A 12,242-nucleotide genomic window follows, 5' to 3' on the forward strand; every position below is an offset into this window, starting at 1 on the left:
GAGTCGCACAATAGCGTACACTTGTACGCCGAACAAGTCCGATCAGACATTTTCTGCGGAAATTTGCACCGATGGACTCACATCGTTAAGATCGTGCCACTGCCTGTCAGACGAGTAACTTACGTGAAACAAAACGCTATACAACCCGCCAACCTCGAATTCAACGCTGAGGGTACACCTGTTTCCCGAGATTTTGATGATGTCTATTTTTCTAATGATAACGGACTCGAAGAAACTCGCTATGTTTTCCTCGACGGAAACCAGCTCAGCACCCGCTTCCCGGCGCACCCGCGGAGCCTGTTTGTGGTCGCGGAAAGTGGATTCGGCACCGGGCTGAATTTTTTAACCCTCTGGCAGGCGTTTAACCAGTTCCACGCTGCTCACCCCGAGGCTACGCTACAAAGATTACATTTCATCAGTTTCGAAAAATTCCCGCTCACCGCGCACGATCTGCGGCTTGCCCACCAGCGCTGGCCGGAGCTTGCGCCCTGGGCGGAGCAGCTTCAGGCGCAGTGGCCGCCCCACATCGGCGGCTGTCACCGTCTGATGCTGGACGGCGGACGCGTCACGCTGGATTTATGGCTCGGCGACATCAACGACCTGACCGACAGGCTCGATGATTCGATGAATCAGAAGGTCGACGCGTGGTTCCTGGACGGTTTTGCTCCCGCCAAAAACCCGGACATGTGGAGCCAGCATCTGTTTAACGCGATGGCGCGGCTGGCTCGCCCTGGCGCAACGCTTGCCACCTTCACCTCGGCGGGCTTTGTCCGCCGTGGGTTGCAGGAGGCGGGCTTTACCATGCAGAAGACCAAAGGCTTTGGCCGCAAACGCGACATGCTGGTCGGCAGGATGGAGCAGACGCTGGACATCCCCGCTCAGACGCCCTGGTTTGCGCGCCGCGCCAGCGTATCGCGCGACGTGGCGCTCGTTGGCGGCGGGATCGCCAGCGCCCTGCTCTCGCTCGCGCTTCTCCAGCGTGGCTGGCAGGTCACGCTCTACTGCGCTGACGACGCGCCCGCCAGCGGCGCGTCCGGCAACCGTCAGGGGGCACTCTATCCGCTTTTAAGCGCGCACGACCCGGCCCTGTTCCAGTTTTTCCCGGCAGCGTTTACCTTCGCCCGTCGCCTGTATGACGCGCTTCCGGTGGCGTTCGACCATGACTGGTGCGGCGTCACGCAGCTTGGCTGGGATGAAAAGAGCCAGCAGAAGATCGCGCAGATGCTCTCTTTGGGCCTGCCCGAAGAGATTGCCCGCGCGGTGAGCGCGCAAGAGGTTAAAGACACCGCTGGCGTGGAAACCGGGTGTGGGGGCATTCAGTATCCGCTCGGCGGCTGGCTGTGCCCGGCCGAACTGACCGCGGCGGTCATTGCCCTGGCGCAGTCGCGAGGGCTGACGGTGCAGTATGGCCACAAGGTGGAATCGCTCACCCGGACAGAACACTGGGATCTGCGTTTCGCTGATGGCAGGGAGGCGAGCCATGCCAGCGTTGTGCTGGCCAACGGGCATCACATCAGCCAGTTTATTCAGACAGCGACGTTGCCGGTTTATCCGGTCGGCGGCCAGGTGAGCCATATCCCGACCGCGCCTGCGCTCGGCAAACTGCGCCAGGTGCTGTGCTATGACGGCTATCTGACGCCGCAAAATCCCTCTAACGGCCATCACTGCATCGGGGCCAGCTATCATCGTGGCGAAACGGAGATGCACTACAGCGAGGCGGATCAGTTGCAAAACCGCCAGCGCCTGATTGACTGTTTCCCGGATGCGGCGTGGGCGCAAGAGGTCGACGTTAGCGAGGGTGACGCGCGCTGCGGCGTGCGCTGCGCCACCCGCGATCATCTGCCGATGGCGGGCAACGTGCCGGACTACGAGGCGACGCTTGCGGCCTATGAGGATCTGGCTGAACACCAGGAAACGGCGGTGACTTCACCGGTCTATCCAGAGCTGTTTATGCTGGGCGGACTGGGTTCCCGCGGGCTGTGCTCTGCCCCGCTGCTGGCCGAAGTGTTAGCCGCGCAGATGAGCGACGAGCCGATTCCGCTGGACAGGGTTACGCTTGCGGGCCTGAATCCGAATCGATTATGGGTACGGAAACTGCTGAAGGGGAAGAAGGTTAAGTAAGGTGCGGCCTGGTGCCCTCACCCTAACCCTCTCCCACAGGGAGAGGGAAGAGAAGGCGGCGGCTTAGCGTTTAGCCTGCTGGAATAAATTGTCCCACATGCCCAGCACCAGAGACTGGTCGCGCGGAGAAAGTTCCCCGGCCTGAATGGCTTTCTCCAGACTGCGGGTCACTTCCTCATGAACAGCGTCGGCAGAGTGATCATCACCTGCTTCCAGCTCAGCTACCGCGAGCGTCAGGTGACCACGCAGATAACCGCTGGCGAACAGCTCATCATCGCTGGCGTGTTCCACCATGTCATCAATTAACGCCAGAATGCGTGATTCAAATTCTGCGATCATCTTCTTTCCTCTGTTAAAGATCTTCCGGCCAAGGGAAGCATTCCGCCGTGATCACCGGCGTGTGGTAATAATTCTGTAAGGCCTCAATCAGGCGCGCCGGACGTTCCGGGATGCCTTTCTCAAGATAGTCCATCACCTGCGCATGCACGCGGCGCTGGAAGACGATACGGTCTGGCTCGAAGTCGCCTTCGAGGTTGTCACAGCTCACGTTGAACGGGAAACCCGCCGCGACGCAGAATAGCCATTCCAGCGCCTGCGGCTTCACTTCCACATCCTCAAACTGCCCCTGCGTTGCGGCGTCACGCCCGTCCGGGCAGTACCAGTAACCAAAGTCCACCAGCTCGCGACGCGCTTTTCCGGCGATGCACCAGTGCGAAATTTCGTGCAAACCGCTGGCGTAAAAGCCGTGCGCAAAGACGATGCGGTTATACGGAACCTCTGCATCAGCAGGAAGATAGATCGGTTCGTCGTCGCCTTTAATCAGACGGGTATTAAAATCGTCAGCAAAACAGCCGTCAAAAATCTCAATCAGCTGTTCGTATTTATGCGTACTGTTCATTAATGCATCCCCAACCAGGTGAGGATCTCCTGTCCATGGCTGTCATAAAGAAGTTTGGCGCTCATTACGGCCGAGACGATGACGATCATAGGTCGAATCAGCTTTTGTCCTTTGCTTAACACCAGACGCGAACCCGCGCGCGCGCCCAGGAACTGCCCTGCCATCATGACGAATCCGGTTGCCCAGATGACCTTGCCGCCAATGATAAACAGCAGCAGACCGCCAAGGTTCGACGTCGCGTTGAGCACTTTGGCATGAGCGGTCGACTTGGCGAGGTTAAACCCGGCCAGCGTCACGAACGCCAGCGCGTAAAACGAGCCCGCCCCCGGGCCGAAGAAACCGTCGTAAAAGCCGACGCAGCCCCCGGCAATCAGGGCAAACGGCAGACCGTGCAGACGACGCTGGCGGTCTTCCTCGCCGAGCTTCGGCATCAGCAGGAAATAAAGCCCGATGCAGATGACCAGAACCGGCAGGATCTGGCGCAAAATATCCGACTGCACGTGCTGAACCAGCAGCGCGCCCGACGTGGAACCAATAAAGGTCATCAGGATATTGAGCTTCTGGTCGGCCAGGCTCACCACCTTGCGGCGGATAAAATAGAGCGACGCTGAGAGCGAGCCGCCGCAGGCCTGCAGCTTGTTGGTGGCAAGCGCCTGCGCCGGGCTCATGCCCGCCGCCAGCAGCGCGGGTACGGTTAATAACCCACCGCCGCCCGCAAGGGCATCAATAAAACCGGCCAGCATGGCCACGAAGAAAAGCACCACCAGCAGCAGCGGTGACACCATAAACAGATCGACGAAATTATCCATTAAAGTACATGCTCATCCAGTAGCGCCTGGCAGGAAGGCGGCAACGGAGGCGGTGTCTTCTTCTCAGGCTTAGAGGTTCCAGGTTTTGCCGGTTCAAACCAGCTTTGCAGTTCCGCACCGCAGCCATCGCCTGGCGGCGGAAGCGGCTGATCTTCACATTCCAGGCTGTTCGCCGGGCAACGCAGGCGAACGTGCATGTGCGCGCGATGCTGGAACCACGGGCGCACTTTGCGCAGCCAGTCGCGGTCCGTTCCGGCATCCAGGCAGAGCTGCTGCTTGATGGCCGGGTTGACGAAAATCCGCGTGACGTCGTTATCTTCTGCCGCCAGCTTGATCATGCTGGAGACCTCTCGCGTCCACAGGGACGGCACAACGCGCTTGCCGTCGCTCGCCACCAGATCCAGCGCCTGCGGCTTCAGCAGCTGCGCTGAACTCCAGCGCGCTTTCGGCAGCTGCAGGAAGATATCGACATCCAGTCCGGTCTGGTGACTGGCGTGTCCCCCATTAAAACGCCCGCCGGCAGGCATCCCCATATCACCGATCAGCATCGTGCCCAGCCCCAGGTTATGCACCTGGTTGCCAAGACGCTGAATAAACAGCACCAGATCCGGGTGGCCAAAATAGCGACGCTGGTCGGTACGCATCACCTGATAGGTGTCTGATTGCAGTGGAAGTTCCTGCGCGCCGATGATACAGCCGTTGGAAAAGGCGCCGATGGACTGCGCGCTCCCCGCCACCGGGTGGGTGATTTTTTGCCATGGCGTCGCGGCCAGACTGGCTCCACTGGCCAGCAGCGCCAGCAGAGCAATTGCGGTTTTTTTCATGTTTACCAGCGTGGAATGGTGGTCGTCACATCCGCATTCTGCGCGCGCTGGCGCAGGAAGTGATCCATCAGCACGATCGCCAGCATCGCCTCTGCGATCGGCACCGCGCGGATCCCCACGCACGGATCGTGACGTCCTTTGGTGATCATCTCAACTTCTTCGCCATCGCGGTTAATCGTGTGGCCCGGCACGGTAATGCTGGAGGTTGGCTTCAGCGCGATGTTGGCAATAATCTGCTGCCCGCTGCTGATACCGCCCAGAATGCCGCCCGCGTGGTTGCTCTGGAAGCCCGCTTTCGTGATCTCGTCGCGATTCTGGCTGCCGCGCAGGGATACCACGTCAAAACCGTCGCCAATCTCAACGCCCTTCACCGCGTTGATGCTCATCAGCGCGTGGGCGATGTCGGCGTCGAGACGGTCAAATACCGGCTCGCCCCAGCCTGGCGGGACGCCGTCGGCCACCACGGTCACTTTCGCCCCGATGGAGTCGCCCTCTTTTTTCAGGCCTCGCATCAGTTCGTCCAGCGCATCCAGCTTGTCGGCATCGGCACAGAAGAACGGGTTTTGCTCGACCAGATCCCAGTCTTTGATCGCCAGCGGAATGTCGCCCATCTGGGTCAGACAGCCGCGGATAACGATGCCAAATTTCTGCTGCAGGTATTTTTTGGCAATGGCACCCGCCGCCACGCGCATCGCGGTTTCACGCGCAGAAGAACGTCCGCCGCCGCGATAGTCGCGGAAGCCGTACTTTTGTTCGTAGGTATAGTCGGCATGGCCCGGACGGAACACGTCTTTGATGGCGCCGTAGTCCTGGGAGCGCTGATCGGTGTTTTCAATCAGCAGACCAATGCTGGTGCCTGTAGTGCGTCCTTCAAAGACGCCGGAGAGAATTTTGACCTGGTCCGGCTCGCGACGCTGCGTGGTGTAGCGAGAGGTGCCCGGACGACGACGGTCAAGGTCGTGTTGCAAATCGGCTTCGGTCAGTTCGATGCCTGGCGGTACGCCATCAACGATACAGCCCAGCGCCAGCCCGTGCGACTCGCCAAAGGTGGTCACGCGGAATACCTGTCCAATACTGTTTCCTGCCATCACGGCTCCGATGTTGTTGTTTGTGTTTGAGCGTTGTGAAACGGACCGAAGCCCGCTGGATTAATCTTTATAGATGCTGAAGTGCTCGCGCGCGTCGAGCAGCTGCGCTTTGGTCAGCATAAAGACGCCGTCACCGCCGTTGTCGAACTCAAGCCAGGTGAACGGCACATCCGGGTACTGCTCTATCAGATGTACCATGCTGTTGCCCACTTCACAAATCAGAACGCCGTCGTCGGTCAGATAATCCGGCGCGCAGGCCAGAATGCGGCGGGTCAGCTTCAGGCCGTCAGATCCTGAGGCCAGACCCAGCTCCGGCTCGTGACGGTATTCGTTCGGCAGATCGGACATGTCTTCCGCATCGACGTACGGCGGGTTAGTGACGATCAGATCGTACTGCAGCGTCGGCAGATCGCGGAACAGATCGGAGCGAATTGGCGTGACGTGATGGATCAGGCCGTGCTCTTCAATGTTGTGCTCGGTCACGGCCAGCGCATCGGTGGAGATATCGACGGCATCGACTTCCGCTTCCGGGAAGGCGTAAGCGCAGGCAATGGCGATACAGCCGCTGCCGGTACACATATCCAGGATGTGCTGCGGCTGATGGCCGATCAGGCCTTCAAAGTGGTTGTTAATCAGCTCACCAATCGGCGAGCGCGGCACCAGCACGCGTTCATCGACATAGAACTCGTGACCGCAGAACCAGGCTTTGTTGGTCAGGTAGGCGACCGGGATGCGTTCGTTGACGCGGCGGATCACGCGCTCAACGATGCGGTGTTTTTCGCTGGAGGTCAGGCGCGCGGTGCGCATGTCTTCCGGAATATCCAGCGGCAGATAGAGTGACGGCAGCACCAGCTGCACGGCCTCATCCCACGGGTTGTCGGTACCGTGTCCGTACCAGATATTGGCGGCGCTGAAGCGGCTAACCGACCAGCGCAACATGTCCTGTATGGTATGCAGCTCGTTTACTGCTTCATCGACAAATATTTTATCCACTCTTTCCTCCAGGGCATGCTCGCATAATTTTCGGCGGCTAGTTTGCCATGAAGACGGCGATAAATCAGCAATGACGCGTACCGCTTGAGGTTAAAAAATGCGTTTAGTCGGGTACACTATCGGAAATACGAGATGAGAATGACGAATGAAAAAGAAAACATCGCTCAGCGAGGAGGATCAGGCGCTCTTCCGCCAGCTAATGACCGGGACGCGGAAAATCGCGCAGGACACGATTGTTCATCGCCCGCAGCGTAAAAAAATCAGCGAAGTCCCGGTCAAACGGCTGCTGCAGGAGCAGGCGGATAACAGCCACTATTTTTCAGATGAATTTCAGCCGCTGCTCAATACGCAAGGTGCTGTGAAGTACGTGCGCGAAGACGTCAGCCATTTTGAACTGAAAAAGTTACGTCGCGGAGATTATTCGCCGGAGCTGTTTCTCGATCTGCATGGTTTAACTCAGATGCAGGCAAAACAGGAGCTGGGGGCCTTGATCGCCGCCTGTCGCCGCGAACATGTTTTTTGCGCCTGCGTGATGCACGGCCACGGTAAGCATATCCTCAAGCAGCAGACGCCGCTGTGGCTGGCTCAGCATCCACACGTGATGGCGTTTCATCAGGCACCCAAAGAGTACGGCGGAGATGCCGCATTGCTGGTGTTGATTGAAGTGGAAGAGTGGCAGCCGCCAGAATTACCCTGACAGGACAGCGGGAGGCCTGTTTTGCGCCCCCGCACAATCACACGTCACGTCAGATGGCTTTTGCCATCCTCAGGTTGCACGGACTCATTTGCCAGTTAAAGACACCTTTACCCGTTTCGTCCAGAGACACATTGGCAATGGCGGATGTCGTGAACATCGGCGGCGTTTCGCCCGGGCACAGCTCAGATACCAGATAGCCAACCAGTGGCAGGTGGGAAATGACCAGCGCGGACGCAACACCTTCATTGCACAGCGCCTGAAGATAGGCACTGACAAGGCCTACATCGCCACAGGGGGTGAGTTCAGGAAGAACATCCACGCTGGTCGGCAGGTTCATGCACTCCCCTACCACCTCCAGCGTCTGTTCAGCACGCAGGTACGGACTCACCAGAACGCGTTCGATGTCCACTTTTTGACCTTTAAGCCAGGTCGCCATCTGACGAGATTCGTCGCAGCCACACACGGTCAAAGGACGTACTGAGTCACTGGCGGCATCGAGTGCCGCGTCGCCGTGACGCATGATAAAAACTTGCATATTGCACCGCTTTTGTTAACCAGAATCACCGGCGTTAACTACCCGCGATAAATGCTGAGAGGTAGAAAACCCGATGGCCGGGCATTGTGCCTGATCCATTCGGTGAATGAAACGCTGTTTTTTACCTCAATGGCGTAAGTATAGTCAATCTCTGTTTACAAAATCGCCAGAACAGGTTCATTCACTTCAGGATTTACCCTTCTTTGACCTCAGCTTACGAGGACAGTTTCCCTTGCAGGCCAAAATGTCTGGCCCCGTTCCGCCATCTGCAATAATTCGTCACACGGTGTAAAGCGTGGACCATATTGCGAAGCCAGACGTTGCAGGATAGCAACCACTTCACCCGCGCCGAGCGTATCCATGTAACGGAACGGGCCGCCAAGGAACGGCGGGAAACCAATGCCAAATACCGCGCCGATGTCGCCATCGCGCGCGCTTTTGATTACCTGTTCACCAAAGCAGCGTGCCGCTTCATTGAGCATCATCATCACGCAGCGTTCAGCGCACTGAACGGCGGACAGTTTTCCCTGACCGGTGGTCGAAATAAGCCCATAAACCGAAGGGTCGACCTGTTTCTTGCTTTTACGCCCTTTCGCGCCGTAAAGATAGAAACCGCGTTCATTTTTTCTGCCTTTGCGATCGTCCTTCAAAATTGCAGAAACAATGTTTGCAGGCGGGCTAAAACGATCGCCATAAGCCGCCTCCAGTACAGGTATAATTTTAGTGCCGGTGTCTATTCCCACCTCATCCAAAAGTTGGATTGGGCCCACGGGGAAACCAAACTTTACCAGCGCCTCGTCGACGTGCTCGATCTTCTCGCCTTCCGTCAGCAGCCGCATGGCTTCATTAATGTAGGGCGCCAGAATGCGGTTGACGTAGAAGCCAGCTTTGTCTGCGACCACGATCGGCGTTTTACCCTGCTTCTTCGCAAGTTTGACTACCGTGGCGATGGTTTGCGGGCTGGTGGTCGCATGTGGAATAACTTCCACCAGCGGCATTTTTTCTACCGGGCTAAAGAAGTGCAGTCCGATCACCTGCTCCGGACGCGCGGCTTTTGCCGCGATATCGCCAATCGGTAATGACGACGTGTTAGAAGCAAAAATGGTGTGCGGGGCGCAATGCTGCTCAATGTCTGCCACCATCTGCTGCTTAAGCGCCAGATCCTCAAACACGGCTTCAATCACCAGATCGCGGTGCGCAAAACCGCTGTAATCCGTTGTGCCGGAGATCATCGCCAGGGTTTTATCACGCTCGCTTGCCTTGATATGGCGGCGCCTGACCTTTTGATCAAGGTTCTGCCAGCTGTACTGCAGCGCGTGGTTGATCCCTTTAGGAGTTATGTCTTTGATGCGTACCGGCAATTTGCCTTTGCTTGCGGTAACAAAAGCGATACCGCCGCCCATAAGCCCCCCACCCAGCACGCCAATGGCACGCAGCGGCGCAGGCGATGCCTCGCTGCCCGGGTCTTTTTTCACCTCAGTGCTGGCGAAGAAGATGCTGCGCAGCGCCTGTGACTGCGGCGTCATCGCCAGTTCGCCAAAGGCTTTGGCCTCCGCGGCATAGCCGCTGCTGCTGCCCTGCGACAGCCCGGTTTCGATCACATCCAGGATCCGCTTTGCCGCCGGGTAATTGCCTTTGGTCTTTTGTTCGGTCTTTTTGCCCACCATGTTGAACAGGAGCGTTCTGCCCAGCGGGCCGGCCAGCACGCGCTCGCGAACCGGCAGAGGACGTCTTGCCTGACGCCCTTTCAGCGCAAGCTCAACGGCGGCCTCCAGCAAAATGGACTGTGGCACGACGTCATCGACCAGACCGGCTTTCAGCGCCTGACGGGCACGCAGCTGTTTACCGGTTAAGATCATCTCCAGCGCCGTGCTGACGCCCACCAGGCGCGGCAGACGTTGCGTTCCGCCGGAGCCAGGCAGCAGCCCCAGCTGCACCTCCGGCAGGCCCAGAATGGTTTTCGGATCGTCGGTACATATACGGCTATGGCAGGCCAGCGCCAGCTCCAGCCCACCGCCCAGACACGCCCCGTGGATCGCGGCGATAACCGGGATCGGCAGGCTGTTGATCTCCGCCATCACCTGCTGGCCCTGACGCGCCAGCTTTTCGGCCTCCAGCGCGCTTTGCGCCCGGGCGATCATGTTAATATCCGCCCCGGCTATAAAGTTGTCGGGTTTGGCAGAGATAAACACCAGGCCGCGAATGGCTTTGTTCTCACGGATCTGCTTTAGCATCGCGCGCACCTGAACGCCAAATTCGGCCTTCAGGGTATTCATCTTTTCATCAGGCACATCAATAGTGATAACGGCCACGTTATCGAGGCGAACCGTCAGATTAAATGCAGATGGCATATCCATTATTCAGCCTCCAGAACCATTGCTGCGCCAAGGCCGCCCGCCGCACAGGCAGTTACAAGGCCAAACCCGCCGCCACGGCGACGGAGTTCATGTAATGTTTGCGTGATCATTCGCGCGCCGGTGGCGGCAAACGGATGACCGTAGGCGATAGAACCGCCCAGCACGTTGAATTTACTCTGATCCACTTCGCCTGTGGCATGGGCGCGGCCCAGCACATCGCGTGCGAAACGCTCGCTTGCCAGCAGTTGGACGTTTGCCAGGGTTTGTGCGGCAAACGCTTCGTGCATATCAATCAGGGTTAAATCAGCCAGCGTCAGCCCCGCGCGATCCAGCGCCAGCGGCGTGGACCACGCCGGACCTAACAGCATGTCCTGCCAGACGTCAATGGCGGTGAAGGCGTAGCTGCGCAAATAGCCCAGGGGAGTAATGCCCAACTCCTTCGCACGGGATTCCGTCATCAGGATCACGGCGGCAGCCCCGTCCGTCAGCGGCGTACTGTTTGCCGCCGTCACGGTGCCGTGCTTGCGGTCAAACGCCGGGCGCAGTTTGGCGTAATCCGCCAGCGTTGAGGTGCCGCGAATATTGTTATCTTCCGCAAGCGGTTCGCGATAGGGCGGAATGTAGGCGGTCATGACCTCGTCGGTCAGTTTGCCTTCCGACCAGGCCTTTGCCGCAAGCTGATGCGAGCGATGCGCCAGCGCATCCTGCTGTTCACGGGTAATGCCGTAGGTTTTCGCCATCTGCTCGGCGGTATCGCCCATGCGCAGGCCGGTGGAATATTCCGCTACGGCAGGGGGGACAGGCATCAGATCGCGCAGACGTAAACGCGAGAAGAGTTTGAGCTTCTGACCCGTCGTGCGGGCTTTGTTGGCATCGACCAGGATACGCGCCAGCTTTTTACTGACCCCAATCGGCAGTACCGAAGAGGAGTCCGCTCCACCCGCTATCCCGGCGCGAATGGTACCCGCCATCAGACTTTCGGCGACATTCGCCACGGCCTGGAAGCTGGTTGCGCAGGCGCGGCTGACGCTGTAGGCGTCGGTATGAACATTCATCCCGGTACCGAGGACGATTTCCCGCGCGATGTTGGGGGCTTCAGGCATCTGCACGACCTGGCCAAAAACCAGCTGTTCGATGACCTCCGGCGGAATTTCGCTGCGAGCCAGCATCTCCCCCACTACCATTTTCCCCAGGTCGACGGCCGGTATGCCATGGAACGCCGTTGCCTGACGCGCAAATGGCGTGCGCAATCCACTGACTATGGCAATGCGATCGCCCTGACGGGTAATAAGCGGTAATGCCTGACTCATAACACTCCCCTGTAAAAAAATTTTCGCAAACGCAAAGTGGTCTGACCTGATAATAGTCTTAACCATTTTTTTACATTCAGCCAATCGGGGAAACGAAAAAATGCGAGCTAAAACACAGAGAAGAAAAAGAAAATGCCCCTGCATGGTAGGGGCATTTGTGCAGTATGTTGCCGGGTGGCGGCGTTGCCTTACCCGGCCTACACGATCGTAGGCCCGTGCAAGCGAAGCGCCGCCGGGCAAAAAGGATTAACGCAGACCCAGTTGGAAAATCAGCGTTTCTGCTTCGCAAGCGAAAACAAAGTCGATGTCCAGCTTCACGCCGCCTTCCACTTCGGTAAAGGTCGACTTGATTTCACACGGATCGGATTCAACATCACGCGCACGCTTGCTCAGCGCGGCCAGGGTCTCTTCCGCTTCGGCGCGGTTGGTGAACACACGGCTGTAAGACGCGGTGCAATCGGTGTTGTCCATGATGGTCCCAACATCCATACAGCAGCAAACCGGGGTTTCATCAGCACTGCATTTACTCATAGCTCAATTTCCTCTGTATTCGCGCAGCGCGCGAGATAAACACGATGCTGCTATTTTACGCCCCGGCTCGGGCTCTCTC

The 12,242-nt window shown here is 58.2% G+C and carries 12 protein-coding genes; 2 read left to right on the top strand and 10 right to left on the bottom strand.

The window, feature by feature from the left end; all coding sequences use genetic code 11:
• Positions 1-123: 123 nt before the first annotated feature.
• The gene (mnmC, locus tag ACMGGU_RS14540) at positions 124-2,121 is read left to right on the top strand and encodes a bifunctional tRNA (5-methylaminomethyl-2-thiouridine)(34)-methyltransferase MnmD/FAD-dependent 5-carboxymethylaminomethyl-2-thiouridine(34) oxidoreductase MnmC (RefSeq protein ID WP_420300679.1); all 1,998 of its coding nucleotides are present in this window, start codon (positions 124-126) and stop codon (positions 2,119-2,121) included.
• Positions 2,122-2,184: 63 nt separating this feature from the next.
• On the opposite strand, the gene ACMGGU_RS14545 is transcribed toward mnmC, so the two are convergent.
• From ACMGGU_RS14545 to prmB, 6 genes are read right to left on the bottom strand one after another with little or no spacing between them, the layout of a single operon-like run.
• Positions 2,185-2,460 carry a YfcL family protein gene (locus tag ACMGGU_RS14545; RefSeq protein WP_008502607.1) on the bottom strand — a complete coding sequence of 92 codons (276 nt, stop codon included), beginning with the start codon at positions 2,458-2,460 and terminating at the stop codon, positions 2,185-2,187.
• Between the two features lie 13 nt (positions 2,461-2,473).
• On the bottom strand, positions 2,474-3,019 hold the full coding sequence (locus ACMGGU_RS14550; RefSeq protein ID WP_048029666.1) for an elongation factor P hydroxylase: 546 nt from the start codon (positions 3,017-3,019) through the stop codon (positions 2,474-2,476).
• Positions 3,019-3,828 (bottom strand): sulfite exporter TauE/SafE family protein, encoded by an 810-nt coding sequence (locus tag ACMGGU_RS14555; RefSeq protein ID WP_045908744.1) that lies wholly within the window; start codon positions 3,826-3,828, stop codon positions 3,019-3,021. The genes ACMGGU_RS14550 and ACMGGU_RS14555 overlap by 1 nt, the downstream gene beginning before the upstream one ends.
• Positions 3,828-4,652, bottom strand: coding sequence for a penicillin-insensitive murein endopeptidase (gene mepA / locus ACMGGU_RS14560; protein WP_420300680.1), 825 nt, complete (start codon positions 4,650-4,652; stop codon positions 3,828-3,830). Before mepA ends, ACMGGU_RS14555 begins: the two co-directional genes overlap by 1 nt.
• Before the next feature lie 2 nt (positions 4,653-4,654).
• A complete protein-coding gene (gene aroC, locus ACMGGU_RS14565) occupies positions 4,655-5,740 on the bottom strand; it encodes a chorismate synthase (protein ID WP_045908745.1) in 1,086 nt (361 codons plus the stop codon).
• A 60-nt stretch (positions 5,741-5,800) separates the two neighbouring features.
• The gene (prmB, locus tag ACMGGU_RS14570; RefSeq protein WP_008502612.1) at positions 5,801-6,733 is read right to left on the bottom strand and encodes a 50S ribosomal protein L3 N(5)-glutamine methyltransferase; all 933 of its coding nucleotides are present in this window, start codon (positions 6,731-6,733) and stop codon (positions 5,801-5,803) included.
• A 145-nt stretch (positions 6,734-6,878) separates the two neighbouring features.
• On the opposite strand from prmB, the gene smrB reads away from it, so the two are divergent.
• Positions 6,879-7,430, top strand: a complete 552-nt coding sequence (smrB, locus tag ACMGGU_RS14575) for an endonuclease SmrB (RefSeq protein ID WP_008502613.1) — start codon at positions 6,879-6,881, stop codon at positions 7,428-7,430.
• A 49-nt stretch (positions 7,431-7,479) separates the two neighbouring features.
• Here the strand turns inward: smrB and sixA are convergent, their stop codons facing one another.
• The 4 genes from sixA to ACMGGU_RS14595 all read right to left on the bottom strand — a co-directional run bounded on the left by sixA (position 7,480) and on the right by ACMGGU_RS14595 (position 12,163).
• Positions 7,480-7,965 (bottom strand): phosphohistidine phosphatase SixA, encoded by a 486-nt coding sequence (sixA, locus tag ACMGGU_RS14580; RefSeq protein WP_262790487.1) that lies wholly within the window; start codon positions 7,963-7,965, stop codon positions 7,480-7,482.
• Between the two features lie 209 nt (positions 7,966-8,174).
• Complete coding sequence (fadJ, locus tag ACMGGU_RS14585) at positions 8,175-10,322, bottom strand: fatty acid oxidation complex subunit alpha FadJ (RefSeq protein ID WP_420300681.1); 2,148 nt, start codon at positions 10,320-10,322, stop codon at positions 8,175-8,177.
• Entirely contained in the window at positions 10,322-11,632 is a 1,311-nt protein-coding gene (fadI, locus tag ACMGGU_RS14590; protein ID WP_021241580.1) for an acetyl-CoA C-acyltransferase FadI, read from the bottom strand. The genes fadJ and fadI overlap by 1 nt, the downstream gene beginning before the upstream one ends.
• Before the next feature lie 246 nt (positions 11,633-11,878).
• On the bottom strand, positions 11,879-12,163 hold the full coding sequence (locus ACMGGU_RS14595; protein WP_023336445.1) for a YfcZ/YiiS family protein: 285 nt from the start codon (positions 12,161-12,163) through the stop codon (positions 11,879-11,881).
• Between the last annotated feature and the right edge of the window lie 79 nt (positions 12,164-12,242).

It is taken from the genome of Enterobacter sp. BNK-8, assembly GCF_048685095.1.
Taxonomy (GTDB): Bacteria; Pseudomonadota; Gammaproteobacteria; order Enterobacterales; family Enterobacteriaceae; genus Enterobacter; species Enterobacter quasiroggenkampii.